Annotated in this window: 30 protein-coding genes; 25 read left to right on the top strand and 5 right to left on the bottom strand. The window is 67.8% G+C overall.

What is annotated here, in order from left to right:
- The first annotated feature begins 8 nt into the window (after window positions 1-8).
- From rplF to DKG74_RS17945, 16 genes are all read left to right on the top strand, one after another.
- Complete coding sequence (gene rplF, locus DKG74_RS18020) at window positions 9-542, top strand: 50S ribosomal protein L6 (RefSeq protein ID WP_109907569.1); 534 nt, start codon at window positions 9-11, stop codon at window positions 540-542.
- 5 nt (window positions 543-547) lie between these two features.
- Window positions 548-907: a 50S ribosomal protein L18 gene (gene rplR / locus DKG74_RS18015; RefSeq protein ID WP_109907568.1), complete on the top strand. Its 360-nt coding sequence runs from the start codon at window positions 548-550 to the stop codon at window positions 905-907.
- Between the two features lie 23 nt (window positions 908-930).
- Entirely contained in the window at window positions 931-1,488 is a 558-nt protein-coding gene (rpsE, locus tag DKG74_RS18010; protein WP_109907567.1) for a 30S ribosomal protein S5, read from the top strand.
- A 6-nt stretch (window positions 1,489-1,494) separates the two neighbouring features.
- Window positions 1,495-1,680 carry a 50S ribosomal protein L30 gene (gene rpmD, locus DKG74_RS18005; protein ID WP_109907566.1) on the top strand — a complete coding sequence of 62 codons (186 nt, stop codon included), beginning with the start codon at window positions 1,495-1,497 and terminating at the stop codon, window positions 1,678-1,680.
- 37 nt (window positions 1,681-1,717) lie between these two features.
- Window positions 1,718-2,269 (top strand): 50S ribosomal protein L15, encoded by a 552-nt coding sequence (rplO, locus tag DKG74_RS18000; protein WP_109907565.1) that lies wholly within the window; start codon window positions 1,718-1,720, stop codon window positions 2,267-2,269.
- Between the two features lie 159 nt (window positions 2,270-2,428).
- Window positions 2,429-3,772, top strand: a complete 1,344-nt coding sequence (secY, locus tag DKG74_RS17995) for a preprotein translocase subunit SecY (protein WP_109907564.1) — start codon at window positions 2,429-2,431, stop codon at window positions 3,770-3,772.
- A complete protein-coding gene (locus tag DKG74_RS17990; protein ID WP_109907563.1) occupies window positions 3,769-4,425 on the top strand; it encodes an adenylate kinase in 657 nt (218 codons plus the stop codon). The genes secY and DKG74_RS17990 overlap by 4 nt, the downstream gene beginning before the upstream one ends.
- A 155-nt stretch (window positions 4,426-4,580) precedes the next feature.
- Complete coding sequence (gene rpsM / locus DKG74_RS17985; RefSeq protein WP_109907562.1) at window positions 4,581-4,949, top strand: 30S ribosomal protein S13; 369 nt, start codon at window positions 4,581-4,583, stop codon at window positions 4,947-4,949.
- 84 nt (window positions 4,950-5,033) lie between these two features.
- Window positions 5,034-5,423 (top strand): 30S ribosomal protein S11, encoded by a 390-nt coding sequence (gene rpsK / locus DKG74_RS17980; RefSeq protein ID WP_109907561.1) that lies wholly within the window; start codon window positions 5,034-5,036, stop codon window positions 5,421-5,423.
- A 141-nt stretch (window positions 5,424-5,564) separates the two neighbouring features.
- Window positions 5,565-6,581 carry a DNA-directed RNA polymerase subunit alpha gene (locus tag DKG74_RS17975; protein WP_109907560.1) on the top strand — a complete coding sequence of 339 codons (1,017 nt, stop codon included), beginning with the start codon at window positions 5,565-5,567 and terminating at the stop codon, window positions 6,579-6,581.
- Window positions 6,582-6,626: 45 nt separating this feature from the next.
- On the top strand, window positions 6,627-7,043 hold the full coding sequence (gene rplQ, locus DKG74_RS17970) for a 50S ribosomal protein L17 (protein ID WP_109907559.1): 417 nt from the start codon (window positions 6,627-6,629) through the stop codon (window positions 7,041-7,043).
- Between the two features lie 84 nt (window positions 7,044-7,127).
- Complete coding sequence (locus tag DKG74_RS17965; RefSeq protein WP_243404160.1) at window positions 7,128-8,540, top strand: DegQ family serine endoprotease; 1,413 nt, start codon at window positions 7,128-7,130, stop codon at window positions 8,538-8,540.
- A complete protein-coding gene (locus tag DKG74_RS17960; RefSeq protein ID WP_109907558.1) occupies window positions 8,537-9,889 on the top strand; it encodes a replication-associated recombination protein A in 1,353 nt (450 codons plus the stop codon). The genes DKG74_RS17965 and DKG74_RS17960 overlap by 4 nt, the downstream gene beginning before the upstream one ends.
- Entirely contained in the window at window positions 9,886-10,758 is an 873-nt protein-coding gene (locus DKG74_RS17955; RefSeq protein WP_165837745.1) for an AraC family transcriptional regulator, read from the top strand. The genes DKG74_RS17960 and DKG74_RS17955 overlap by 4 nt, the downstream gene beginning before the upstream one ends.
- A gap of 76 nt (window positions 10,759-10,834) precedes the next feature.
- Window positions 10,835-11,539 carry an AzlC family ABC transporter permease gene (locus DKG74_RS17950; protein WP_109907556.1) on the top strand — a complete coding sequence of 235 codons (705 nt, stop codon included), beginning with the start codon at window positions 10,835-10,837 and terminating at the stop codon, window positions 11,537-11,539.
- On the top strand, window positions 11,536-11,835 hold the full coding sequence (locus tag DKG74_RS17945; protein WP_109907555.1) for an AzlD domain-containing protein: 300 nt from the start codon (window positions 11,536-11,538) through the stop codon (window positions 11,833-11,835). The genes DKG74_RS17950 and DKG74_RS17945 overlap by 4 nt, the downstream gene beginning before the upstream one ends.
- Before the next feature lie 6 nt (window positions 11,836-11,841).
- Here DKG74_RS17945 and DKG74_RS17940 read toward each other — a convergent pair whose 3' ends face one another.
- The gene (locus DKG74_RS17940; RefSeq protein ID WP_109907554.1) at window positions 11,842-13,683 is read right to left on the bottom strand and encodes an autotransporter outer membrane beta-barrel domain-containing protein; all 1,842 of its coding nucleotides are present in this window, start codon (window positions 13,681-13,683) and stop codon (window positions 11,842-11,844) included.
- Window positions 13,684-13,877: 194 nt separating this feature from the next.
- On the opposite strand from DKG74_RS17940, the gene DKG74_RS17935 reads away from it, so the two are divergent.
- From DKG74_RS17935 to DKG74_RS17925, 3 genes are read left to right on the top strand one after another with little or no spacing between them, the layout of a single operon-like run.
- Window positions 13,878-14,567, top strand: a complete 690-nt coding sequence (locus DKG74_RS17935; protein WP_109907553.1) for a glutathione S-transferase N-terminal domain-containing protein — start codon at window positions 13,878-13,880, stop codon at window positions 14,565-14,567.
- Window positions 14,564-15,001 (top strand): GNAT family N-acetyltransferase, encoded by a 438-nt coding sequence (locus tag DKG74_RS17930; protein ID WP_109907552.1) that lies wholly within the window; start codon window positions 14,564-14,566, stop codon window positions 14,999-15,001. Before DKG74_RS17935 ends, DKG74_RS17930 begins: the two co-directional genes overlap by 4 nt.
- Window positions 15,002-15,022: 21 nt before the next feature.
- Window positions 15,023-15,700, top strand: coding sequence for a DNA-3-methyladenine glycosylase I (locus DKG74_RS17925; protein WP_109907551.1), 678 nt, complete (start codon window positions 15,023-15,025; stop codon window positions 15,698-15,700).
- Between the two features lie 156 nt (window positions 15,701-15,856).
- Here the strand turns inward: DKG74_RS17925 and DKG74_RS17920 are convergent, their stop codons facing one another.
- Window positions 15,857-16,492, bottom strand: a complete 636-nt coding sequence (locus DKG74_RS17920; protein ID WP_109907550.1) for an XRE family transcriptional regulator — start codon at window positions 16,490-16,492, stop codon at window positions 15,857-15,859.
- Between the two features lie 138 nt (window positions 16,493-16,630).
- Here DKG74_RS17920 and DKG74_RS17915 point away from each other — a divergent pair, with 138 nt between their 5' ends.
- The gene (locus DKG74_RS17915) at window positions 16,631-17,074 is read left to right on the top strand and encodes a DUF6362 family protein (protein ID WP_109907549.1); all 444 of its coding nucleotides are present in this window, start codon (window positions 16,631-16,633) and stop codon (window positions 17,072-17,074) included.
- On the opposite strand, the gene DKG74_RS17910 is transcribed toward DKG74_RS17915, so the two are convergent.
- From DKG74_RS17910 to purM, 3 genes are read right to left on the bottom strand one after another with little or no spacing between them, the layout of a single operon-like run.
- The gene (locus DKG74_RS17910) at window positions 17,005-17,913 is read right to left on the bottom strand and encodes a lytic transglycosylase domain-containing protein (protein ID WP_109907548.1); all 909 of its coding nucleotides are present in this window, start codon (window positions 17,911-17,913) and stop codon (window positions 17,005-17,007) included. The two genes, DKG74_RS17915 and DKG74_RS17910, sit on opposite strands and share 70 nt — an antisense overlap.
- A gap of 5 nt (window positions 17,914-17,918) precedes the next feature.
- Window positions 17,919-18,581, bottom strand: a complete 663-nt coding sequence (gene purN, locus DKG74_RS17905) for a phosphoribosylglycinamide formyltransferase (RefSeq protein WP_279340895.1) — start codon at window positions 18,579-18,581, stop codon at window positions 17,919-17,921.
- Window positions 18,578-19,663, bottom strand: coding sequence for a phosphoribosylformylglycinamidine cyclo-ligase (purM, locus tag DKG74_RS17900; RefSeq protein ID WP_109907547.1), 1,086 nt, complete (start codon window positions 19,661-19,663; stop codon window positions 18,578-18,580). Before purM ends, purN begins: the two co-directional genes overlap by 4 nt.
- Window positions 19,664-19,773: 110 nt before the next feature.
- On the opposite strand from purM, the gene DKG74_RS17895 reads away from it, so the two are divergent.
- The 5 genes from DKG74_RS17895 to DKG74_RS17875 all read left to right on the top strand — a co-directional run bounded on the left by DKG74_RS17895 (window position 19,774) and on the right by DKG74_RS17875 (window position 23,911).
- Window positions 19,774-20,358: a uracil-DNA glycosylase family protein gene (locus tag DKG74_RS17895; RefSeq protein WP_109907546.1), complete on the top strand. Its 585-nt coding sequence runs from the start codon at window positions 19,774-19,776 to the stop codon at window positions 20,356-20,358.
- Window positions 20,359-20,428: 70 nt separating this feature from the next.
- Window positions 20,429-21,577 (top strand): DUF2066 domain-containing protein, encoded by a 1,149-nt coding sequence (locus DKG74_RS17890; protein WP_165837744.1) that lies wholly within the window; start codon window positions 20,429-20,431, stop codon window positions 21,575-21,577.
- Between the two features lie 18 nt (window positions 21,578-21,595).
- Window positions 21,596-22,150 carry a CDP-alcohol phosphatidyltransferase family protein gene (locus DKG74_RS17885; protein WP_109907544.1) on the top strand — a complete coding sequence of 185 codons (555 nt, stop codon included), beginning with the start codon at window positions 21,596-21,598 and terminating at the stop codon, window positions 22,148-22,150.
- Window positions 22,147-23,220 carry an AI-2E family transporter gene (locus tag DKG74_RS17880; protein WP_109907543.1) on the top strand — a complete coding sequence of 358 codons (1,074 nt, stop codon included), beginning with the start codon at window positions 22,147-22,149 and terminating at the stop codon, window positions 23,218-23,220. Before DKG74_RS17885 ends, DKG74_RS17880 begins: the two co-directional genes overlap by 4 nt.
- Window positions 23,210-23,911 (top strand): P-loop NTPase family protein, encoded by a 702-nt coding sequence (locus DKG74_RS17875; protein ID WP_109907542.1) that lies wholly within the window; start codon window positions 23,210-23,212, stop codon window positions 23,909-23,911. The genes DKG74_RS17880 and DKG74_RS17875 overlap by 11 nt, the downstream gene beginning before the upstream one ends.
- Window positions 23,912-23,972: the final 61 nt, after the last annotated feature.

Here is a 23,972-nt window from a genome sequence, read left to right as displayed (position 1 = left end):
AAAAGAACATGTCGCGTATTGGCAAGAAGCCGGTTCCGGTTCCCGCCGGTGTCACGGTGACCGTCGACGGCCAGACCGTCGCCGTCAAGGGCGCGAAGGGGCAGCTGTCCCTGACCGTCGTCGACGATATCGAAGTGAAGCTCGAGGACGGCGCGGTCGCGCTGACCCCGCGCTCCGCCGAGAAGCGTGCCCGTGAGCGCTGGGGCATGTCGCGTACCCTGGTCAACAACATGATCAAGGGCGTGACCCAGGGCTTCCGCACCGATCTGGAAATCACCGGCGTGGGTTACCGCGCCGCCGTCCAGGGCAAGAACCTGCAGCTCAACCTCGGCTACTCACACGATGTCGTGATGCCGATCCCGGAAGGCCTCGAAGTCAAGTGCGAGAAGCCGACCCTGATCGCCGTCACCGGCATCGACGCCCAGAAGGTCGGTCAGTTCGCGGCTGAAATCCGCGACTGGCGCCGGCCGGAGCCCTACAAGGGCAAGGGTATCAAGTATTCGACCGAGACGATCTTCCGCAAGGAAGGCAAGAAGAAGTAACAGCCATGGCGATCAAGGACACCTTCGAACGGCGCCAGCAGCGGACTCGTACCCGCCTGCGCAAACTCGCGAATGGTCGGCCGCGCCTCAGCGTCTTCCGTTCGTCGCAGCACATCTACGCCCAGGTCATCGACGACGTGAGCGGCCGCACGGTCGCTTCCGCCTCGACGGTCGACAAGGAGCTGAAGGGCTCGCTCAAGACCGGCGCGGACGTGGACGCGGCCAAGGCCGTCGGCCTGCTGGTCGCCAAGCGCGCCAAGGAAGCCGGGGTCGAGACCGTGGTCTTCGACCGTGGCGGCTATCTCTATCATGGTCGCGTCAAGGCGCTGGCCGAGGGTGCCCGCGAGGGCGGCCTCGAGTTCTGAGCCTGCTGGAAAGGACGTAAGAAATGGCACGTCAACATGACGGCGAGCGCCAGCAGGACGAACTGGTCGACAAGCTGGTGCACATCAACCGCGTCGCCAAGGTGGTGAAGGGCGGTCGGCGTTTCGGTTTCGCTGCTCTCGTGGTCGTCGGCGACCGCAAGGGTCGCGTCGGCTTCGGCCATGGCAAGGCGCGTGAAGTGCCGGAAGCCATCCGCAAGGCGACGGAAGCGGCGAAGCGCAAGCTGATCCGCGTCCACCTGCGCGAAGGCCGCACCCTGCATCACGACATCGAGGGCCGTCACGGCGCCGGTCGCGTGGTGCTGCGTGCCGCCCCTCCGGGTACCGGCATCATCGCCGGCGGCCCGATGCGCGCGGTCTTCGAGACCCTGGGCGTTCATGACGTCGTCACCAAGTCGCTGGGTTCGTCGAACCCGCACAACATGGTGCGCGCCACGTTCAATGCCCTGCAGAACAGCCTGTCGCCCCGTTCGGTGGCGGCGAAGCGCGGCAAGCGCGTTGGCGACCTCGTCGGTCAGGGCCGCAAGGCCGATGCCGACGCGGCCGACGCTCAGGCGGAGTAATCGAGCATGAGCGCGAAAGTGAAGCTCACCCAGGTGCGCAGCCCGGCGCGGCGCCCGAAGGTTCAGGAAGCGACTCTCGTCGGTCTCGGCCTGAACAAGCTGCACCGTGTCAGCGTGGTCGAGGATACCCCCTCGACCCGTGGCATGATCGAGAAGGTCAAACACCTCGTGAAGGTCGAGTCGGCTGAATAAGCCGGCTCGAAACCGCGCGTAGCGTGAGGATGTCGAAATGAAACTGACTGAAATCGCCGACAATCCCGGCTCCCGCCCGGCGCGCATCCGCGTCGGTCGCGGTATCGGCTCGGGCAAGGGCAAGACTTCCGGCAAGGGCGTCAAGGGCCAGAAGGCGCGCTCCGGCGTGGCCATCAAGGGCTTCGAAGGCGGCCAGATGCCGATCCATCGCCGGCTGCCGAAGGGCGGGTTCAAGAACCTGTTCCGCACGGCTTACCTGCCGGTGAATCTCGGCAAGATTCAGGCGGCGGTCGACGCCGGCCGGATCGCCGCGGGCGCCACGGTCAATGCTGCCACTCTCGCCGAGACCGGCGTGCTTGGCCTGCGTCGCGGCTTCCCGGTGCGCCTGCTCGCCGACGGCGAGATCAAGGTCGCGCTGACCCTCGAGGTCGACGCCGCGTCCGAAGCCGCGGTCGCCGCGGTCGAGGCCGCCGGTGGCAAGGTCGCGATCATTCCGAAGCGCGTCGTCGCGCGTAAGGAAGGCAAGAAGGCCGAGCGTCGCAAGACCCAGATCGCGAAGCGCGAAGCCCGCGAAGCGGCCCGCGCCTGACGAGTTCTGTCCGCGCGCCGAAGGGCCCGCGCCTCGAATGGCGCGGGTCTTTGGCGCGCGGATTTTCGTTCCCGGGCATTTGTCCCGCTGTGCGTATATCCCCCTGTGCGTGGGGCGGGGTAGAGCAGCCGACCCCCCGATCCCCTTAGGAGAACTGCGATGGCATCCGCCGCCGAACAGCTCGCAGCGAACCTGTCCTGGAGCTCCTTTTCCAAGGCAACGGAACTCAAGCGCCGGATCTGGTTCACGCTGGGCGCCCTGATCGTCTATCGCCTCGGCACCTATATTCCGATTCCGGGGGTCGACCCCGCCGCGCTCGCCGCTGTGTTCCAGCAGAACCAGGGCGGCATCCTCGGCATGTTCGACGTTTTCGCGGGTGGCGCGCTCGGGCGCATGACCATCTTCGCGCTGAACATCATGCCCTATATCACCGCTTCGATCATCGTCCAGCTGCTGACGACGATCTCCCCGACCATGGAAGCCCTGAAGAAAGAGGGCGAGTCGGGTCGCAAGCGGCTGAACCAGTACACGCGCTACGGCACGGTCTTCCTCGCCCTGATCCAGGCCTATGGCATTTCGGTCGGTCTCGAGAGCATGAACGCCGGCGGCCGCGGCGCCGTGATCGACCCGGGCCTGGCCTTCCGGGTGCAGGCCATGATCACCCTGACCGGCGGCACCGTGTTCCTGATGTGGCTGGGCGAGCAGATCACCTCGCGCGGTGTCGGCAACGGCATTTCGCTGATCATTTTCGCCGGTATCGTCGCCGCGCTGCCCAATGCGCTGATCAAGACCCTCGAACTTGGCCGCACGGGCGCGATCTCGGCTTTCGTGATCATCGCCATCCTGCTGCTGGTCGTCGTCGTCGTCGCCTTCATCGTGTTCTTCGAGCGGGCGCAGCGCCGGGTGCTGGTGCAGTATCCGAAGCGTCAGATCGGCAACAAGGTCTTTGGCGGCGAGTCGTCGCATATGCCGCTGAAGCTGAACACGGCCGGCGTCATTCCGCCCATCTTCGCTTCGTCGCTGCTGCTGCTGCCCGTCACCATCGCCAATTTCGCCGGCACCGGCGGCCCCGAGTGGCTGCAGACGGTCACCCGACTTTTGGCGCATGGCCAACCGCTCTATATGGCGCTTTATATAGCGGGGATTGTCTTCTTCTGCTTCTTCTACACCGCCATCGTCTTCAACCCGACGGAAACGGCCGAGAATCTGCGGAAGAACGGCGGTTTCATCCCAGGGATCAAGCCGGGCGCGCGCACGTCCGAATACCTGGACCATATCCTGACGCGGCTGACGGTGGTGGGGGCCGCCTATCTCTCGGCGGTCTGTATCCTGCCGGAGATTCTCATCACCCAATATTCGGTGCCGTTCTATTTCGGCGGCACTTCGCTCCTGATCGTGGTGAGCGTGACCATGGATACGGTCGCCCAGATCCAGAGCCACCTTCTTGCGCACCAGTATGAGGGCCTGATCCGCAAGTCGAAATTGAAGGGCAGGGGGAAATGAATCTCATTCTTTTGGGGCCGCCGGGTGCCGGCAAGGGTACTCAGGCGCAGCGTCTCGAACGCGCGCATGGCCTGATCCAGCTGTCGACGGGTGACATGCTACGGGCGGCGGTCGCCGCCGGCACGGAAGTCGGCAAGCGGGCCAAGGCGGTGATGGAAGCGGGGCAACTCGTCTCGGACGACATCGTCGTCGGCATCATCGCGGACCGGATCGCGCAGGACGATTGCAAGAACGGCTTCATCCTCGACGGTTTCCCGCGCACGGTCGCCCAGGCCGAGGCACTCGACTCCATGCTGGCCCAACGGGGCCTGAAGCTCGACCGCGTCATCGACATGAAGGTCGACGACGACATCCTGGTCGAGCGTGTGTCGGGCCGCTATACCTGCGCCAAGTGCAACGCCGGCTATCACGACAAGTTCCAGCAGCCGAAGGTCGCCGGTGTCTGCGACATCTGCGGCGGCACGGAATTCAAGCGCCGCGCGGACGACAATGCCGAGACGGTGCGCAGCCGCCTTGGCGCCTTCCATGCCCAGACCGCACCGCTGCTGCCTTACTACCAGGCGCGGGGCGTGCTCGGCACCGTCGACGGCATGGCGCCGATCGACGAAGTGACTCGCCAAATCGAAACCGATCTCGGTTTCGGCGCGGCTTGAATGATTGACATGGGCCTGCCGACTCATATAATCCGCCCTTCTCGTCGGCAGGGCCAGCTCTGCGGCGCGCATATTGCTTGCGCAGCCCGCTTCTCCCGTGCTGCGAAGGGCATGGCTTTAGTTTCGACGAATAGAACGTCACGAAGAGGTTAGCGGTGGCTCGTATCGCAGGTGTCAACATTCCGACCAACAAGCGGGTCGAGATCGCGTTGACCTACATCCATGGCATCGGTCTGTTCAAGGCCAAGGAAATCGTCGCCAAGGTCGGCATCGTGGACGGCAAGCGCGTCAATCAGCTCTCGGAAGCTGAAGTCTCGCAGATCCGCGAAGTCATCGACCGCGACTACCTGGTTGAGGGCGATCTTCGTCGCGAAGTCGCGATGAACATCAAGCGGCTGATGGACCTTGGTTGCTATCGCGGCCTGCGTCATCGTCGCGGCCTGCCGGTGCGCGGCCAGCGCACCCACACCAACGCGCGGACCCGCAAGGGCCCGGCGAAGCCGATCGCCGGCAAGAAGAAGTAATTCGGGCGAGGGCGCGCGTCCGCGCCCGGCCCCTTTATCGGGATCAGTGGACGCGACGCCGCGTTCTTTGGAAGGTAGTAGAAAATGGCCGTTGAAAAGGCACGGGTGAAGCGCCGCGAGCGCAAGAACATCACCTCGGGCGTGGCGCATGTGAGCGCCAGCTTCAACAACACGATGATCACCATCACCGACGCCCAGGGCAATGCGATTTCCTGGTCCTCGGCCGGCACGATGGGCTTCAAGGGCAGCCGCAAGTCGACCCCCTATGCCGCTCAGGTCGCCGCCGAAGACGCGGGCCGCAAGGCGCAGGAGCACGGCGTGCGCATTCTCGAAGTCGAAGTGACCGGTCCGGGTTCGGGCCGCGAGTCGGCGCTGCGTGCCCTTCAGGCCGTCGGTTTCCAGATCACGTCGATCCGCGACGTGACCCCGATCCCGCACAACGGCTGCCGTCCGCCCAAGCGTCGTCGCGTCTGATGTCGTGTGGCCGGCTTCGGCCGGCCGTGCTTTCCCGGGCCCTGGGGTCCGGGCTCGGACGTGAGTCCCAATATGTCCCGCGCGCAGATGATCCGGTTGAATTGGGCCTGCGCTTTCGGGAAATGAGGATGAGGTCTAGTCGTGATTCAGGATAACTGGAAGAATCTCAAGAAGGCCGAGATCGAAGTGACGCCGGGCGATGACGCCCGCCGCTTCGCCACGGTCGTCGCGCAGCCGCTGGAACGCGGCTTCGGTCTGACCCTGGGCAATGCGCTGCGCCGCGTGCTGCTGTCGTCGCTCCAGGGGGCGGCGGTGACGGCCGTGAAGATCGACGGCGTGCTGCACGAGTTCTCGTCGATTCCGGGTGTCCGCGAGGATGTGACCGACATCATCCTGAACATCAAGCAGATCGCCCTGCGGATGCATGTCGAAGGCGCCCGCCGCATGACCCTGAAGGCTCAGGGTCCGGGCGAGGTGACCGCCGGCCAGATCACGGTGCCGTCCGACATCGAGGTGCTGAACCCCGATCTCGTGCTGTGCACGCTCGACGACGGCGCCAAGATCCACATGGAATTCACGGTGCAGAACGGCAAGGGTTACGTCCCGGCCGACCGCAACCGTCCCGAGGATGCGCCGATCGGCCTCATCCCTGTCGATTCGCTCTATAGCCCGGTGCGCAAGGTCGCTTACCGCGTCGAAAACACCCGCGAAGGCCAGAACCTCGAACTCGACAAGCTGATCATGCAGGTCGAGACCAATGGCGCGATCGAGCCCGACCGTGCGGTCGCCATCGCCGCCCGCATCCTGCAGGATCAGCTGCAGCGCTTCATCTCCTTCGAGGAGCCGCGCCAGGAAGTGCGCGAGGCTGCCCCGCTGGAGCCGAAGTTCAACCGCAATCTGCTGCGCAAGGTCGACGAACTGGAACTTTCCGTCCGTTCGGCGAATTGCCTGAAGAACGACAACATCGTCTACATCGGCGACCTGATCCAGAAGTCCGAGGCGGAAATGCTCCGCACCCCGAACTTCGGCCGCAAGTCGCTGAACGAGATCAAGGAAGTTCTGGCGCAGATGGGCCTGCACCTCGGCATGGAAGTGCCGGACTGGCCGCCTGAGAACATCGAGGAGCTTGCCAAGCGCCTCGAAGAGAACAATTTCTGAGGCCGGGCGACCGCCCCCTCGCTGGATTAGGAACGGGAGAGTCCCATGCGCCATCGCGTCGCCCGAGTGAAGCTCGGCATGGATGCCTCGCACCGCCGCGCTGTGTTCGCCAACATGGCCGCGTCGCTGCTGAAGCACGAACAGATCACCACCACGCTGCCGCGCGCCCGCGCGCTGCGCCCCTATGTCGAAAAGCTGATCACCCTCGGCAAGAAGGGCGGCCTGCACGCCCGTCGCCAGGCGCTGTCGCAGCTTTATGACGATGCCGTCGTCGGCAAGCTGTTCGACGTCGTCGGCCCGCGCTACGCCAACCGCGCCGGTGGCTATACCCGCGTGCTGAAGGCCGGCTTCCGCCGGGGCGATGCGGCCGCCATGGCCGTGATCGAACTCGTCGATCGCGACGTGACGGCCAAGGGTCTCGATTCGGGCCCGGTGCAGGTCGCGGAAGACGCCGAGGCGTAATTCCTGTGGCTGCCTTCGGGCAGTTGCGGTGCTAAGACAAAGGGCAGCCCGAGGGCTGCCCTTTTTCGTTCAGGGGACAAGATCTTGAACAAGAGACTGCTGAATTCGCTTCCCCCCCTAGCCTTCGCCCTGCTGGCGTTCGCCCTTCCCGCCCGGGCGGAAGAGACCAAGGTGGTGCCGTCCTCTGCCGAGCAGGTGCAGCTCAGCTTCTCGCCGGTGGTGAAGAAGGCGGTGCCGTCGGTGGTGAACATCTACACCAGCAAGACGGTCGCCGTGCGTAACCCCATGCTGGACGATCCCATGTTCCGCCGCTTCTTCGGCGATCAGGCGCGCGGCATCCCGCGCGAGCGGGTGGAGCGGTCGCTCGGCTCTGGCGTCATCGTCGGCGGTGACGGCACCATCGTCACCAACAACCATGTGATCGAAGGCGCGGACCAGATCACCGTCGCGCTGTCCGATGGCCGGGAATACGAGGCCAAGATGCAGATCGCCGATCCGCGGACCGATCTCGCCATCCTGAAGATCGACCCGGCGGGCGAGACCCTGCCGACGCTGTCGCTCGCCGATTCGGATGCGGTCGAGGTCGGTGACATCGTGCTCGCCATCGGCAATCCCTTCGGCGTCGGCCAGACCGTGACCCAGGGCATCGTTTCCGCCGTGGCGCGGACCCAGGTCGGGGTCTCCGACTATCGCTTCTTCATCCAGACCGACGCGGCAATCAATCCGGGCAACTCGGGCGGCGCCCTCATCGACCTGAGGGGCCAGCTGGTCGGTGTGAATTCGTCGATCTATTCGCGCGATGGCGGCTCGCTCGGTATCGGCTTCGCCATTCCGTCGTCGATGGTGCGCAGCGTCATCCAGGCGGCGCGCAGCGGCGGCCGTATCGTCCGGCCCTGGCTGGGCGCGACCGGCCAGCCGGTGACTTCGGACCTCGCCACGGGCCTCGGCCTCGACCGGCCGCGCGGGGTTCTCGTCAATGGTCTGTCCGCCGGCGGTCCGGCGGAGCGGGGCGGCCTCAAGGTCGGCGACGTCATCCTCTCGGTCGATGGTCATCCGGTGACGGACGAGGACGCCCTGACCTTCCGGCTCGCCACCCATGACGTTGGCGGCTCGATCAAGCTCGGCCTTTGGCGCAAGGCCCAGGCGGTCGAGGTGACATTGCCGCTCGAAGCACCGCCCGAGAAGCCGGCGCGCGACCAGCGCGTGATCGACGGCCGCAATCCCTTCTCGGGGGCGACGGTGGTCAATCTTTCGCCCGCGGTGGCGGAGGAAATCGGCCGCAACACGGCGGCGGAAGGCGTGGTCATTCTTGAAGTCGCCGGGGGCACGCCGGCCGACCGGGTCGGCCTTCAGGTCGGGGACCGGATCGTCAAGCTGAACGATGTCGACATCAAGAGCACCAAGGACCTCGTCGACGTGATCGCCGCGCGCTCCCGCGCCTGGCGCATCACCATCGAGCGTGGCGGCCGGGAAATCTCGACCGTCCTGCCGCGATGAGCGACCTGTTCGAGGCCGCGGGGCTGGGGCCGAAGCCCCGGTCGCCGGAAGCCCCGGCGGCGGCCCCGGCGGACGACGCCGCCCGCCCGCTGGCGGACCGGTTGCGGCCGCAGCGCCTCGAAGACGTGGTCGGACAGGACCACATCGTTGCCGCCGACAGTCCGCTCGGCCGCATGATCAAGGCCCATCGCCTGTCGTCCCTCATTCTCTGGGGGCCGCCGGGCACGGGCAAGACCACCATTGCGCGCCTGCTGGCGGCGGCGGCCGGCTATGATTTCGAGCAGATTTCGGCGATCTTCTCGGGCGTCGCCGACCTCAAGAAAGTGTTCGAGGCCGCGCGCCAGCGCCGCCGCATGGGCCGTCGCACCCTGCTCTTCGTCGACGAGATCCATCGCTTCAACCGGGCGCAGCAGGACGGCTTCCTGCCCTTCGTCGAGGACGGCACGGTGGTCCTCGTCGGCGCGACCACGGAAAATCCGTCGTTCGAGCTGAACGCCGCGCTGCTCTCCCGCGCGCAGGTCCTTGTCCTCAACCGGCTGGAGGCGCCGGCGCTCGAGCAATTGCTGGCGCGGGCCGAGGCGCTGACGGGCAAGGCCCTGCCGCTGCAGGCGGAGGCGCGGGCGGCGCTGATCGAGATGGCGGATGGCGATGGCCGCTATCTGCTCAACCTCGCCGAGGAACTGCTGACGATGGAGGCCCCGGCCCCCCTCGACATCGAGGGCCTGACCGAGGTCGTGCAGCGCCGCGCGCCCCTCTACGACAAGGCGCAGGAGGGGCATTACAACCTGATCTCCGCCCTGCACAAGTCGATGCGGGGCTCGGATGTCGATGCCGCGCTCTATTGGTACGCGCGGATGCTGGCGGGGGGCGAAGGGCCGCTCTATATCGCGCGGCGGCTGGTGCGCTTCGCGGTCGAGGATATCGGCATCGCCGATCCGCAGGCCCTCGTCGTTGCCAATGCGGCCAAGGAAGCCTATGACTTCCTCGGCAGTCCGGAAGGCGAACTCGCCATCGCCAATGCGGTCATCTATCTCGCCACCGCGCCCAAGTCGAACGCCGCCTACAAGGCTTACGGCGCCGCCAGCCGCGCAGCGCGCGAGACCGGCAGCCTGATGCCGCCCAAGCACATCCTGAACGCGCCGACGAAGCTGATGAAGGAGCTCGGCTACTCGGCGGGTTACGCCTACGACCATGACGCGCCCGACGAATTCTCCGGCCAGGATTATTTTCCGGAGGCGATGGAACGACAGGCGTTCTACAACCCGAAAGGCAAGGGCTTCGAGCAGGAAATCCGCCGCCGCATCGACTATTGGGCCGAGCTGCGGCGCAAGCGGAAGGACGGGGCGTGAGCGAGGGGATCGGGCACCGTTTCGATCAGCCGCTGGCCGGGGGCGAGACGGCGCGCTTCTTCCAGCTGCCGGCCGCCGAGGCGGTGGAGTGTCTGGTGGCCCGTTTCCATACCCATGCCTATGCCCCCCATACCCACGACGACTATGTGATCGGCGCCGTGGTGGCCGGGCGCGAGTTGTTCAAGGTCGGACGCGAGGCCGGCGCGGCCGCGCCGGGCGATCTGTTCATGATCGAGCCTGGCCTCGTGCATGATGGCGCGCCCGGTCCGCAGGGCTATGTCTACCGCATGACCTATCCCTCGCCCGGCCTGTTGCAGGCCATGGCGAGCGAGGTCGCGGAGCGGGCGATGTCCGCGCCCCGCTTTGCGCGGCCGCTGGTCCATGACCCCGAACTGGCGGCCCGCCTCGCCGCCCTGCATGAGGCGGGGGCGGCCGGGGCCGACCGTCTCGCCGTCGATCAGGCCATGCTCTCGGTGATGGGCGCGATCATCGCCCGCCACGGCGATGGCGGCACGCCGGTCGCGGCCGCGCTGGCGCGGGCGCCGGGCGGGGAGGCGCAGGCCATCGCCCGTGCCCTCGACCATATCGACGCGCATTTCGCCGATGCCATCGACCTCGCCACGCTTGCCGGGGTCGCGGGCCTGCCGCGCGTCCGCCTGATCCGCGCCATGCGCCGGCAGACCGGCCTGACACCGCACGCCCACCTGATCGACCGCCGTGTCCGCGAAGCCCGCCGCCTGCTGGCCCGGGGCACGGCCCCGGCCGAAGCCGCGCTCGCCTGCGGCTTTTGCGACCAGAGCCACCTCAACCGCGCCTTCAAGGCCCGTATCGGCGTCACCCCCGGGCAATTCGGCCGGGCGCGGGCCTGAGGCCGCCGTCACTTTCATCCAACACCGCGCGGCGGCCACGCGGGATAGTCGGCGTCCCTGAAGCACCGATACGCCCATGGCCGTGACCGATACCCCCTTCACCGAATTCCGGGACGGCGTCTTCGCCACCCTGCCGGCCATTGTCGCCGCCGTACCCTTTGCCGTGCTGCTGGGGGCGCTGTCAGGAGACAGGGGACTGTCGGTGGCGGAAATGGGGCTGATGTCGGCCCTCGTCTTCGCCGGGGCCTCGCAATTCGTCGCGCTCGACGGCTGGGGCGTGCCGCCGTCCTGGTGGCTGCTGGGGCTGACCGCGCTCGTCGTCAATCTGCGCCATGCCTTGATGAGTGCCTCGCTCGTCCGTCATCTCGGGGCGTTTCCGCCCTGGGCGAAGCCCGTCGCCCTGCTGTTCATGGTCGACGAGGTCTGGGCCTTCGCCGAGGCACGGGCGGCGACGCGGCGGCTGACCCCGGCCTTCTATGCCGGGATGGTCGTGCTGTTCTATCTGTCCTGGGTGGCGGCGACCCTCGCGGGGGCTGTCGCCGGCAGCCTGATCCGGGATCCGGCGGCGCTCGGCCTCGACTTCGCCTTCATCGCCATCTTCGTCGTGCTGGTCGCCGGCTTTCGCCGTCGGCCGCGCTTCTTCGCCGTGGTCGGGGCCAGCGTTGGGGCCTCGGTCTTGACCGATCTGCTGCTGCCGGGCGCCTGGTCGATCATGGTCGGGGCGGGGGCCGGGATGCTGGTCGCAGCCTTCGCCCCGGGCCGCGAGGAGGGCGGCGCATGAGTATCTCGGCCGAAGCACTGCTGGCGATCCTCGCCATGGCCATCGCCACCATGGCCTGCCGGCTGGCCGGTCTCGTCCTGCCGGCGCGGCTGATCGGCACGGGCCGGCTTTCCCGCGCCTTCGACGCGATGCCGGTCGCCATCCTGTCGGCGATCCTCGCCCCCCTGCTGCTCACGCGCGGGCCGGCCGATGCACTGGCGGGGCTCGTGGTGATCGTCGCGGCCGCGCGGCTGCCGATGATCCCGGTGATCGCGATCGGGATCGGTGCCGCGGCGGCCGCGCGGGCGTTGTTCTGACGGCGATCAGAAATCCAGGGTGTAGCGCAATCGGGCGCCGGTCAAAGACGGGTCGAACTGATGCGTCGCCGAAAGGTCGATACGGCTGGCGCTGTCGGGGCTGATGCTGACGCCTGGCTCCACCGTCACGCGGTCGTCCTGGCCCTGTGCCGCCGCGCCGGTCACCGGCGCCCTGCTCAGGAAGATGAAGTCGCCGGTCACATTGTCGCCGCCAGTGTCGAAACGGTGCTCATAGGCGAGATTGAGCCACGGCTTCAGCCACATGCCGGTGTCCCAGGTGGTCGTCAGGGTCAGGCCGCCGGTCAGGGCGTCGCTGTCCTTGCCGCCATAGGCGAGTTCGAGCCCCGTGCGGCCGTTCTCGCGATAGCTGTCGACGTGGTCGGCCTGGTAACGCAGCAGGGCTGACGGGATGATGGTGAAGGCGCCGGCGGACAGCGCATAACCCGCCTCGATCTCGCCGAAGAGTGCCGAGGATGGCGCGCTGTAGGCGGGGGCAAGCGTGCTGGCCGGAATCGCCCGCCGTCCCTCGGCGTCGCCCCAGAGATAGCCGAGGGTGGAGCCCAGGCGGTAACCGCCGCTGCGCCAGTCGCCGGAGAGCATCACGCTCCAGCCGGAGAAATCGCCAACGTCGGGCGTCGAGCTGTCGAAGCGATCCAGTCGGCCGGCCGAGAGGCGGAACGACCAGTTGGCATCGCGCACATGCTCGAGGCCGAGCCGGAAGGCATAATCGTCTTCGCCCGCGGTGGCATCGCCGGGATGACGGCCACCCGCCTCGGCGAAGACTGAAGTGCCCCGACGCTGGGTCGTGGTGACGGACCAGCCAAGATGGCGGGCCGAGCGTTCGGCCGAGATTTCGCCGGCTACGGCGTCGAAAAGAATGCCATTGATGTCCGCCGGGGCGAACAGATCGGTGGCTGCCCGCCCGTAATAGGCCTCGAGCCGCGGCAGGATCAGTTTGTTGACGACCGCCGCATTGGCGATGCCGTTCAGATGCTGGCTGTCGGCGGCGAGGGAAGGCGGCAGATTGCCCAGCGCCTGCTGGGCCAGATCGGTCGCCGTCGGCGTCAGGCCGGTGTCGGTCCAGACCTGGGCGCTGGTGACATAGGCGCCGATATCGACGAAGTCGGCGCCATAGGTCGCGCGCAGCGCGCTGTTGGCATCGTCGATCCGGGTCCGCACCGCGGCGCCGCCCGCCGTGCCGGAATCGACGAAAAAGCCGAGTACCAGGGCTTTCTTGTCGGAGGTGGGAATCCAGTCATAGGCGGTGGCCACGGCGTCGACCACGGATTGCGCGCTGGCGCCGGCGGTCAGATCGTTCTTGCCAATGTTGAGCAACTGAATGCTGTAGCGGTTGGCCATGCCTTCGGTCGGCAGGAAGGCCGTGCCGGGGGCGACGGTGGTCGCGCTGCCCGTGCCGTCCCGCGTGAAGGTCCAGGCGGTCGCGGATGACGACAGGCTGCCGCCAAGCGAGCTGCCCTGGAAGGTCCCGGTGAAGCTCTCGATCGCGGCGCTGCTCGGAACATTGCCGACGCTGACGCTGACGCTGCCACTCGCCGGGGCGCTGCCCCCGGGAAAGCTGACCAGCGCGGGGGCGGAGCCCTGCCGCGCCAGGATCGAGGCGGCGCGCGCCGCCGCGTCACCGCCGTCGTAATAGCCGGCGCCGAAACCGGCCGCGGTGTTCGACAGATAGGGCGCCAGATATTCCATGGTCGAAGAGCCCCAGCCGGAAATCCGGCTGGTGTCCGTCGGCTCGACGACCTGGGCGCTGGCCGGGGCCGCCACACCGAGCAGGGCCGTCAGCAGGGCCGGGCCGTAGGGCCGGCCGCCACGCCAAACAAATCCGATCATTCAGGAAAATTCCCCCAGAACTCGATTGAGGCGCCCCCGCCAGCCGGGGAAAGGTGCCCCCGGCGTGAAAACAGGTCAAGCCGTGAATGGGGAGGGGGCGGGAAGGCCCCCTGGTCCGGTCTGCCCTGCGCCGGGCGCAGTCGCGCGACCGCGCGATCCCGGCTATCGTTTGCCGCCCAAACAGGGAGGCGAGGATGATCGAGCTTTATTACTGGCCGACGCCGAACGGCTGGAAGATCAGCATCATGCTGGAGGAATGCGGTCTGCCCTATGAGGTGAAGACCGTGAACATCGGCAAGGGCGAGCAGTTCGAGCCCGCCTTCCTCGCGATTTCGCCCAACAACCGGATGCCCGCCATTGTCGATACCGCGCCGGCCGATGGCGGCGCGCCGATCTCGGTCTTCGAATCGGGGGCGATCCTGCAATATCTCGGGCGCAAGACCGGCCAATTCTATCCGCAGGACGAGCGCGGCCGGACCGAGACCGAGCAATGGCTGTTCTGGCAGATGGGCGGCCTCGGTCCCATGGCCGGTCAGGCCCATCATTTCCGGCAATATGCGCCCGAGAAGATCGAATATGGCATCAACCGCTATACCAACGAGGTCAACCGGCTCTATGGCGTCATGAACAAGCGCCTCGCCGACCGGCCCTTCCTCGCCGGGGATTATTCCATCGCCGACATGGCGGCCTGGCCCTGGGTGGTGCCCTACAAGAACCAGGGGCAGGACCTGAACGATTTCCCCAACCTGAAACGCTGGTTCGAGACGATCGAGGCCCGCCCCGCGGTGCAGAAGGGTTTTGCCGTCGGCAAGGAGCTGCGCAAGCCCATTACCGACAACGAAGAAGCCAAGAAGATCCTGTTCGGACAGAAAGCCCGCCCATGAGCACCAGCGTGACGGTTTTTGAAGCGGTGACGGACGACGAGGTCCGCGCCCTGTTTCCGGTGATTTCCCAGCTTCGGCCCCACCTGGCGGGGCCGGACGATCTGCTCGCCCGGGTAAAGCGGATGCGGGCCGACGGCTTTCGCCAGATCTGGCGCGCGGGCGAGGACGGCACGCCGGTCGCCGTCGCCGGCTTTCGTATCTACGAGACGATCTACGCCGGGCTGAAACTCTATGTCGACGATCTGGTGACGACCGAGGCGCGGCGCGGTCTCGGCGATGGCACCGTGCTGCTGGACTGGATGGTGGCGGAGGCGCGGGCGAAAGGCTGCACCGAACTCGACCTCGATTCCGGGGTCCAGCGCTTCGCTGCCCATGGCTTCTATTTCGCCAAGGGCCTGCATATCGCCAGCTATCACTTCAAGCGCGCGGTCTGACCGGCGCGAAAGAGAACGGGCATGAGAAGCTTCGCTGATATCCATGCCCTCGCCGCCGCTCGCAAGGGCGGCATGGCGGCGCTGGAGGCCCTGCTGGCGACGACGCCGTCCCGCCCGCCGGCCGAGATCGCGGCCCTGGCCGACGACCGCATCCTCGCGGCGATGACGCGGCGCATCTTCGCCGCCGGCTTCTCGATCAAGGTGATCGACGGCAAATGGCCGGCTTTCGAGGCGGCCTTCGACGGTTTCGATCCCGGGCGCTGTGCCCTGATGTCGGACGATAAATTCGATGCCCTGCTGAAGGATGCGGGCATCGTGCGCAATGGCGCCAAGATCAGGGCGGTGCAGGTCAATGCCCAGCTGCTGCGCGACCTCGCGGCGGAAAGCGGCAGCGCCGCCCGCGCCTTCGCCGATTGGCCCGATGGCGATTACATCGGTCTTCTCGACCTGCTGAAGAAACGCGGCGCGCACCTCGGCGGCGACAGCGCCATGCGTTTCCTGCGCGACATCGGCAAGCCCGCCTTCATCCCGACGCCGGATGTGGTCACGGCCCTGATCCGCGAAGGCGTGATCGCCAAGGCCCCCGGCGGCAAGAAGGATTTCGCCGCCGTTCAGGCCGCCTTCAACCGCTGGTCCGAGGAGTCCGGCCGCGACCTGACGGCGATCAGCCGGACCCTGGCGATGACGGTCGGCGACTGACCTGTCGTAGTGTTCCGCATGACGGGTGTATTGTAACCCCTATCGTCATGCCGGCGAAGGCCGGCATCTTGCGCCGGCAAGAGCGCTTCATTCGTCAAAAGGCCCCGGCCTTCGCCGGGGCGACGAGGAACATGCTTCGATCCGTGGAAAACGGCTCTACCGCCCTTCCCACGAACCGACGATGCGGTAGATCGCCTTGATCCGGGCGCAGTCGATGGCGAATTCGCGGGGCAGGGGGCTGAATTCCTTCAGCCAGAGTTCGTCGTCCGACTGGCGCAGGAACTGTTTCACATAGGCTTCGTGGTCGCCCAGCTCGACGACGACGAAACAGCCGCGCACCGGCGGCAGGTTGGGGTTCACGAACAGGAGATCGCCGGCCTGGAACTTCGGCTCCATCGAATCGCCGACGGCATAGACGGCGAAGGCATTGGCGACTCCGGCAAGCTGGGCCGGGCGATAGACATGTTCGAGCGCCTGACCCTGATCGACGAAGAGCGCATTGGCGCCGCCCCGCGCCGCGCCGCAGACCGGCAGATCGCGCGCCGGCTGACCGCCCGGCCCGGTCGCCCACAGGGCGGACGGCGCGACCGGGGTCGCCGGCTCCTCCTCCGGCAAAAGATCCTTGGGATCGCAGCCGAGGGGTTTCGCGAGGCGCAGCATCCAGTCGACGGTCAGGCGCCGCTCGCCCCGCTCCAGCTTGACGATCTGCGAGCGGCCGGTATCGGCCAGTGTCGCCAGTTGATCCTGCGTCAGCCCGGCCCGGCGGCGCAGCTCGGCGAGGCGGTTGTGCATCGCTATGCCCCCGATCTGTGTGCGGGGACTTTACACCACTTACCCGGATTGGGCAAAATGTTCTTGCTTTGTTCTTATCGGGTGGTATCCTGCGCCGATCAATCGGCAAAGGTGGGGGTGGGCATGTGGACAAGCGCCATGGTTGAGGACGGGCTGGCGGAAGCCGCCGATACGTTGCGTCGCCTGCCGGACGGGGAGGCGAAATTCCGCCTCGGCCCGCGTTCTGCCTGGCCGGACGTGGTGCGCGACGCACTCGCCGCCCAAAGTGCCGACGGGCCGAAAGTCCGGCTGGGGCCGCCCAGCCCGGGTGCCATCGACCGGCTGGAGCAGGTCATTTCCTGGCTGTCCCTGCTGACCGAGGCGCAGCGGCGAATCGCCTGGGCTCTCGCCAGCGGCATTCCCGTGGCCAAGCTGGCGCGGCTGATCGGCTGCCACCGCAACACGGTCGCCAACCGGCAGGCGGCGGCGCTGCGGGTGATCGCCGGGCACCTGAATCTGCCGCCCGAGCCCCGTCAGGGCGTGATGACGAAAATGTCCTGTCGGGGCGTGGCCGGGGCCGGCGTCGTCTCGCGGGCGAGGTAATAGTTCATCCAGGCCTTAACCGCGTCGACATAGGGCTGGGTCGCCGGAATGACCTTGGCCCGGCCCGGCGGCCCGACGCGGGAGCCGCCATTGTAATGGCTGAGCGCGATGTCGACGGAATCGTAGCGGGCGATCAGCTGGCCGAGGAAACGGACCCCGGTATGGATGTTCACGCGCGGGTCCCACAGCGTGTCCGGGTCGAGGCCGAATTCGCCGCGCGCCGTCGCCGGCATGATCTGCATGACGCCGCGTGCCCCGGCCGGCGACAGGGCATTCGATCGGAAACCGGATTCGACCTTGGCCACCGCCTTGGCGAGGGCGAGGGGGACATTGGTGCCCGCCGTCTCCTCGGCCAGGATCTTCATGATCTCGGCGACCTGGGCCGAGGTTGGCGGCGGCACGGCGAGGGGCACGGGCGTTGCCGGCGCCGGGGTCGCCTGGGGTGGCGGCGGCTTGGTCGCCTCCTTGATGACATAGGCGAGCACGGCCGGGTCGAGCTGCGAGCGCTCGACCGCGTTCATCGCCTGATAATAGCGATAGGCGATGGCGACGCCGTCCGGCAGGCCCAGCAGATAGGCCCGCAGATACCATTCGAAGCTGAGCGGCGCGTTGCGGTCGAGCACGGTGCCGGTGCCCAGCATCCAGGCGATCGCCTCGGCCGAGCGGGCATCGCCGGCCTGCGCCGCGTCCAGCATGACCTGCGCATCCTCGAGATCGGCCTTGCCGAGGCGAAGGTCGGTGAAAGCCTGCACCAGCCGCGCCCGCCCCGAGGTGGCGGCGGCGGGCGGCGCCGTCAGCGCGGCGGCCAGGACGAGAAGTGTCGCGAGGCGCCGCGCCATCGGGCTCAGGTCAGGGTAACCGTGTCCCAGCCGTCGCCGTCATAGACGGTGCGGCCGGCTTCGAGCCTCGCCCCGCCGGTGGCGACCAGCGCGACCGCGGCCGGGTAGAGACGATGTTCCGCCGCCAGCGTCCGGGCGGCCAGCGTGTCGGCCGTGTCCCCCGGGTGCACCGGCACGACCGCCTGACCGATGATCGGCCCGGCGTCCATGTCGGCGGTAACGAAATGGACGGTGCAGCCGGAAAAACGCACGCCCGCCGCCAGCGCCTGTTCATGGACATGCACGCCCTTGAACGAGGGCAGCAGGCTGGGATGGATGTTCACCATGCGGCCCAGCCATTTTTCCGTGAAGCCGGGGGTGAGCAGGCGCATGAAGCCGGCAAGGACGACGAGGTCGATCCCGGCCGCTTCCAGCGCGGCGTCGAGGGCGGTATCGAATTCCGCCCGCCCGGCATAGGCCTTGTGGTCGATGACCTGGGTCGGAATGCCCGCGGCCTCGGCCCGGGCAAGGCCGGCCGCGCCCGGCCGGTTGGACAGGACAAGGGCGATGTCGGCGGGATAGCCCGGCTGGGCGGCGGCGACGTCGAGCAGCGCCGCCATGTTCGAGCCCCGGCCGGAGATCAGGATCGCCGCGCGCCGCTTGCCGCTCACGATGCCACGGGAGGTCACGAGACCGACCAGAGCTTGTCCTGGCCCCAGCTGCCGGCGGGGCCGATCACCGTGGTCTGGGCCTCGCCCTTGCGCTCGGTGACGCGGCCGACGATGCCGACGGTCTCGCCCGCCGCGTGCAGCACGCGCAGGGCCTCGTCCGCCTTCTCGCGCGAAACGACCGCGATCATGCCGAGGCCGCAGTTGAAGGTATGGGCCAGTTCGCGGGCATCGAGCCGGCCGACTTTCTGCAGCCAGTCGTAGATCGCGGGCCAGGTCCAGCGCGCGGCGTCGAGTTCGGCCGCCGTGCCCTCGGGCAGCACGCGGGGCAGGTTGCCGATGATGCCGCTGCCGGTGATATGGGCGAAGGCCTTCACGAGGCCGGCCTTATGGGCGGCGAGGGGGCCCTTCACATAGATTTTGGTCGGGGTCAGCAGGGTCTGCGCCAGGCTGACGCCGTCCTCGACCGGGCTCGGGCCGTCATAGGCGAAGCCCTCGCCCTCGACGATGCGGCGGACCAGCGAATAGCCGTTGGAATGGATGCCGGAGGAGGCGATGCCGATCAGCAGATCGCCCGGGGTGACGTCCGCGCCGGTCAGCAGCCTGTCGCGCTCGACCGCGCCGACGACGAAGCCGGCGAGGTCATAGTCGCCATCCTCGTAAAGCCCGGGCATTTCCGCCGTCTCGCCGCCGATGAGGGCGCAGCCCGCCATCTCGCAGCCCTTGGCGATGCCCTGGATGACCGCGGCCGCCGCCGTCACCTTCAGCCGGGACGAGGCGAAATAGTCGAGGAAGAACAGCGGCTCCGCGCCCTGGACGACGAGGTCGTTCACGCACATGGCGACCAGGTCCTGGCCGACCGTGTCATGGATATTGGCCGCGATGGCGACCTTCAGCTTGGTGCCGACGCCGTCGGTCGAGGAGACGAGCAGCGGGTCGGTGTAACCCGCCGCCTTCAGGTCGAACAGGGCGCCGAAGCCGCCAAGTCCGCCGATCACGCCGGGGCGCAGGGTCGCCTTGGCGGCGGGCTTGATCGCTTCGACCAGGGCATCGCCCGCTTCGATGTCGACGCCCGCGCCGCGATAGGTATAACCGCTCGTCATGAGTATCCCGATGGAAGTCTGCCGGCCGGGAGTTCCGGGCCGGGGAGTCCGAATGCGGGGACCATACTGCAAACCGCGCCATTCTCAAGGATCGGCGCCGGGGAATCGCGATGAATCAGGACTTCGAGGCACTTTTGGCCGAGGTTCGGGCCTGCCGGATCTGCGAGGCCGAGTTGCCGCACGGCTGCCGGCCGGTGGTGCGGGGCAAGCCCTCCGCGCGCCTTCTCGTCGTCGGGCAGGCGCCGGGGCGGCGGGTGCACGAGACCGGCATTCCCTTCAACGATCCGTCCGGCGACCGTCTGCGCGACTGGATGGGCATCGACCGCGAGACCTTCTACGACGAGGCGCGAATCGCCATCCTGCCCATGGGCTTCTGCTTCCCGGGCACGGTGCCGAAGAAGGGCGATCTGCCGCCCCGGACCGAATGCGCGCCGAAGTGGCGGGAGCGGCTGCTGGCCGGTCTGCCGAACATCGAGCTGACCCTCGTCATCGGCGCCTATGCGCAGGACTGGCACCTCGCCGGCCGCACCAAAAAGACCCTGGCCGAGACGGTGCGGGACTTTCGCGCCTTCCTGCCCCGCCTGCTGCCGCTGCCCCATCCGTCGCCGCGCAACCGCCTGTGGCTGAAGAAGAACCCCTGGTTCGAGGCCGAGGTGGTGCCGGAGATGCGAAGCCGCGTGGCCGCCCTGCTCTGATCGCCTTGTTCGCGCCTCGCTTCGGGCTATAGTCGCGGGCATGTTCTTCCACTGTCGATCGGTCCTGCTGATGTCGCGCCTCTTCCTCGCGCTCCTGATGGCTGCCCTGGCCTTCGCCCTGCCGGCGCGGGCCGACACCTATTCGGTCGACGGCGTGGCGGCGCAGGCGACGGCTTCCGATCCGCTGGCCGCGCGCGATGTCGCCCTGTCCAAGGCCCAGCGCGAGGCGCTCGACACGCTCTTGAAGCGGCTCGCCGCGCAAGGGGCGGCCGGGCGCCTGCCGGCGGCGACCGATCAATTGGTGTTCCAGACCATGCAGGGCTTCGAGGTCCAGCAGGAAAAGACCACGGCGACCAGCTATTCCGCCATTCTGACCGTGGAATTCCGCCGCGAGGCGATCGACCAGCTGCTGGCCGGGGCCGGCGTCGACTATGTCGAGACGGCGGCGCAGCCGCTCGTCGTGGTGCCGCTCTTCGTCGGGCCGGCGGGCGCGGTGCTGTTCGAGGGCGACAATCCCTGGCGCGATGCCTGGGATCGGCGCAGTGCCGGCACCGACGCGGTGAAACTGGTGTTGCCGCAGGGCGACCTCGCCGATCTGCAGGCCCTGACGCCTGAGGCCGCCCGCCAGGGCGATGTCGCCGGCCTGACCCAGATCGCCCAGCACTACGAAGCGTCCGGCGCGCTGCTGGCGCAGGTGACGGAAGCGGCCGGCGGTCTCGCCGTCTCGGTCGCCGATGCCGGTCAGGCGCCCTTCTATTCGGGCAGTTTCCCGGCGGGCGCCTATGACCAGGCGGTCGCCGCGGCGGCCGCGGCGGTGCAGGAGCGGTATCGCAGCCAGAATGCCGTGCCGTCCGGCCCGCCCGCCCGGCTCGAGGCGACGGCGGTCTTCGCCGGCCTCAAGGACTGGCAGGCGCTGAAGGCCGCGGTCGAGGCGACCCCGGGCGTGCACAAGGTCACGGTCAGCAAGCTGACGGTCGGCAAGGCCGCGGTCGTCATCGACTATCAGGGCGAGCCGGCGGGCCTGCGCAACATGCTGTCGCAGCGGGGTGTCGGGCTCGATCTTGGCGCCGAGGGCTGGCAGCTGCATCAGGGCGTGAGCCCCGGGGCCCTGGCGCCCGGCGCGACCGACAATCCCTTCGCCTTCACCCCTTCGGCGGCGCCGCTGGCGCCCGCGCCCGCGCCCGCGCCGTCGCCCGCGCCGGATTTCCTGTTCCAATAGGGGAACGGGCAGGGGCCCATGCTCAATCTCGCCAATATGATCACCCTGGGGCGGCTCGGGGCGGTGCCGGTGATCGTCTGGCTGATCCTCGAACAGCATCACGCGGAAGCCTTCTGGCTCTTTGTCGGCGCCGGTATCTCCGATGGTGTCGACGGTTTCCTGGCCAAGCGCTGCGGCATGGAAACCGCGCTTGGCCGCTATCTCGATCCGATCGCCGACAAGGCGTTGCTGGTCTCCTTGTTCGTTACGCTGGGCTGGCAGCACATCCTGCCGATCTGGCTGGTGCTGCTCGTCATTTCGCGCGATTTCCTGATCATCGGCGCCGTGCTGCTGTCGGGCGCCATCGGCCATGACGTCGAGATCAGGCCAACCTTCGTTTCCAAGCTGAACACTGTCGTGCAGATCGCGCTCGTGTCCTGGATTCTGGCGCATTTCGCCTTTGGCTTCGGCGATATTGCCGATACCGCCACTTCGGTCATGATAGGGGCGACGGCGCTGACCACCGCCGTCTCCTGGTATCGGTATCTCGTGATCTGGCTTAAGGACATGTCGGGCATGGAGCAGGGACGATGAGCGCGCGCGGTCACCTGTTCTTCTGGGTCGGTGCCGTCGGCATCTTCTGCCTGTTGATCTGGGCGCTGGCGCCGGTGCTGCTGCCCTTCGTCGTCGGCATGGCCATCGCCTATCTGCTCGATCCGGTCGTGGACAGGCTGGATCGCCGGGGCATTTCGCGGCCTTACGGCACGGCGCTGATCATGGCGGGGGCGGTGCTGGCGCTGCTGATCGTCGGCCTCGCCCTGTTCCCCCTGCTGCGCGAGCAGGTGATCGCCCTCGGGCAGGCCCTGCCCGACCTGATCGACCGCGCGCAGGCGGCGGGGCGCAGTCTGGTCGACAGCGTGATGGCGGAACTCACCCGCCAGCAGCGCACGGCGGTTTCCACCGGCCTCAACGAAGTGGGCAAGAGCGCGGTCACCATGCTGGGCGATCTTGCCTCGCGCCTGTGGTCGGGCGGGCTCGTCGTCGTCGACTTCGTCTCGATCATGCTGATTACCCCGGTCGTCGTGTTCTATCTGCTGCGCGACTGGGAAAAGATCATCGTCGCCATCGACGGCTGGCTGCCCCGGCCCTATGCCCCGACGATCCGCGAGCAGGCCCGCCTGATCGACCGGGCGCTGGCCGGTTTCGTGCGCGGCCAGCTCGGCGTCTGTCTGATCTCGGGCACGCTTTATGCCCTGGGCTGGACCCTGGCCGGGCTGAATTTCGGGCTGATCATCGGCCTCGTCGCCGGCTTCCTCGCCTTCATTCCCTATGTCGGCGGTCTTGTCGGCCTGTCTCTCGCCATGATCGTCGGCGTCGGCGAGGTCGGTTTCGACTGGGTGCATCTCGGCTCGATCTTCGGCGTCTATCTCGTCGTCCAGGGGCTGGAGGGCACGTTCATCCAGCCGCGCCTCGTCGGGCGCAGCGTCGGCCTGCACGATCTGTGGATCGTCTTCGCGCTGCTGGCGGGCGGGGCCCTGTTCGGTTTCCTCGGCGTTCTGCTGGCGGTGCCGGCGGCGGCGGCCATCGGCGTTCTCGTCCGCTTCGGCCTGCAACGCTATCTCGCCAGCCGCTTCTATCGGGGCGATACCGACCATGCCGGCTGAGCGGGTTCCGGTCCAGATCCCGCTGGAGCTGCCGTTCCGCAGCGCCCTCGGCCGCGAGGATTTCATCGTCCATGCGGGTAACGAGGCGGCGGTGAATTTCATCGCCCGCTGGCCCGACTGGCCGGGGCGCATCCTCGCCCTCGCCGGGCCGGCGGCGTCGGGCAAGAGCCATCTCGCCGCGATCTGGGCCGCCGACGCTGGTGCCCGAAAGGTCGAACCCGGGGCTCTGACCGCCGAAATCGTGCCCGACATCGCTGGCGGTCCCCTGCTGATCGAAGGCGCGGATGCGATCGCCGACGAGACCGCGCTGTTCCATCTGATCAATCTCTTGCGGGAAGAGGGGGGCAGCCTGCTGCTGACCGCCCGCTCTGCCCCCGCGCGCTGGCCGGTCAGCCTGCCCGACCTGCGCTCCCGTCTCGGGGCGGTGCCGGTCGCGAACCTCGGCCCGCCGGACGAGGCGACGCTGGCTGCCCTGATCGCCAAGCTGCTGGCCGACCGGCAGCTGAGCCTCGAGGCCCGTCTCCTCGACTGGCTGGTGACGCGGATCGACCGCACGCCGGCCGCCGCCCGCGCCATTGTCGCCGCCCTCGATCGGGAATCGCTCAGCGCGGGCGGGCGTCTCGGCCCCGCGCTGGTCCGCCGGGTGGTCGCCGGCTTCGCAGGGGGCGACGAAACGCCGTCACCGCCATGACACTGTCATTTTGCTGTTGTAGCTTTCGCGCCATAATCGACGAGCTTTGTTGAAGGAGTGG

This window comes from Zavarzinia aquatilis, from assembly GCF_003173035.1.
In the GTDB taxonomy this organism is placed as follows: domain Bacteria; phylum Pseudomonadota; class Alphaproteobacteria; order Zavarziniales; family Zavarziniaceae; genus Zavarzinia; species Zavarzinia aquatilis.
Note: the sequence above shows the minus strand (reverse complement) of the source record. Positions and strands in the feature narration are given on the sequence as shown.

Excerpts from the sequence above, each read along its gene's own strand:
- DKG74_RS17990 (WP_109907563.1), top strand. The coding sequence starts at position 3,769 with ATGAATCTCATTCTTTTGGGGCCGCCGGGTGCCGGCAAGGGTACTCAG.
- DKG74_RS17885 (WP_109907544.1), top strand. The coding sequence starts at position 21,596 with ATGCTCAATCTCGCCAATATGATCACCCTGGGGCGGCTCGGGGCGGTG.
- rplF (WP_109907569.1), top strand. The coding sequence starts at position 9 with ATGTCGCGTATTGGCAAGAAGCCGGTTCCGGTTCCCGCCGGTGTCACG.
- DKG74_RS17935 (WP_109907553.1), top strand. The coding sequence starts at position 13,878 with ATGATCGAGCTTTATTACTGGCCGACGCCGAACGGCTGGAAGATCAGC.
- DKG74_RS17920 (WP_109907550.1), bottom strand. The coding sequence starts at position 16,492 with ATGCACAACCGCCTCGCCGAGCTGCGCCGCCGGGCCGGGCTGACGCAG.
- purM (WP_109907547.1), bottom strand. The coding sequence starts at position 19,663 with ATGACGAGCGGTTATACCTATCGCGGCGCGGGCGTCGACATCGAAGCG.
- DKG74_RS17880 (WP_109907543.1), top strand. The coding sequence starts at position 22,147 with ATGAGCGCGCGCGGTCACCTGTTCTTCTGGGTCGGTGCCGTCGGCATC.
- rplQ (WP_109907559.1), top strand. The coding sequence starts at position 6,627 with ATGCGCCATCGCGTCGCCCGAGTGAAGCTCGGCATGGATGCCTCGCAC.
- rpsK (WP_109907561.1), top strand. The coding sequence starts at position 5,034 with ATGGCCGTTGAAAAGGCACGGGTGAAGCGCCGCGAGCGCAAGAACATC.
- DKG74_RS17930 (WP_109907552.1), top strand. The coding sequence starts at position 14,564 with ATGAGCACCAGCGTGACGGTTTTTGAAGCGGTGACGGACGACGAGGTC.
- rplR (WP_109907568.1), top strand. The coding sequence starts at position 548 with ATGGCGATCAAGGACACCTTCGAACGGCGCCAGCAGCGGACTCGTACC.
- rplO (WP_109907565.1), top strand. The coding sequence starts at position 1,718 with ATGAAACTGACTGAAATCGCCGACAATCCCGGCTCCCGCCCGGCGCGC.
- DKG74_RS17875 (WP_109907542.1), top strand. The coding sequence starts at position 23,210 with ATGCCGGCTGAGCGGGTTCCGGTCCAGATCCCGCTGGAGCTGCCGTTC.
- DKG74_RS17925 (WP_109907551.1), top strand. The coding sequence starts at position 15,023 with ATGAGAAGCTTCGCTGATATCCATGCCCTCGCCGCCGCTCGCAAGGGC.
- DKG74_RS17890 (WP_165837744.1), top strand. The coding sequence starts at position 20,429 with ATGTCGCGCCTCTTCCTCGCGCTCCTGATGGCTGCCCTGGCCTTCGCC.
- DKG74_RS17945 (WP_109907555.1), top strand. The coding sequence starts at position 11,536 with ATGAGTATCTCGGCCGAAGCACTGCTGGCGATCCTCGCCATGGCCATC.
- DKG74_RS17915 (WP_109907549.1), top strand. The coding sequence starts at position 16,631 with ATGGTTGAGGACGGGCTGGCGGAAGCCGCCGATACGTTGCGTCGCCTG.
- rpsE (WP_109907567.1), top strand. The coding sequence starts at position 931 with ATGGCACGTCAACATGACGGCGAGCGCCAGCAGGACGAACTGGTCGAC.
- DKG74_RS17895 (WP_109907546.1), top strand. The coding sequence starts at position 19,774 with ATGAATCAGGACTTCGAGGCACTTTTGGCCGAGGTTCGGGCCTGCCGG.
- rpmD (WP_109907566.1), top strand. The coding sequence starts at position 1,495 with ATGAGCGCGAAAGTGAAGCTCACCCAGGTGCGCAGCCCGGCGCGGCGC.
- DKG74_RS17910 (WP_109907548.1), bottom strand. The coding sequence starts at position 17,913 with ATGGCGCGGCGCCTCGCGACACTTCTCGTCCTGGCCGCCGCGCTGACG.
- DKG74_RS17940 (WP_109907554.1), bottom strand. The coding sequence starts at position 13,683 with ATGATCGGATTTGTTTGGCGTGGCGGCCGGCCCTACGGCCCGGCCCTG.
- DKG74_RS17950 (WP_109907556.1), top strand. The coding sequence starts at position 10,835 with ATGGCCGTGACCGATACCCCCTTCACCGAATTCCGGGACGGCGTCTTC.
- secY (WP_109907564.1), top strand. The coding sequence starts at position 2,429 with ATGGCATCCGCCGCCGAACAGCTCGCAGCGAACCTGTCCTGGAGCTCC.
- DKG74_RS17960 (WP_109907558.1), top strand. The coding sequence starts at position 8,537 with ATGAGCGACCTGTTCGAGGCCGCGGGGCTGGGGCCGAAGCCCCGGTCG.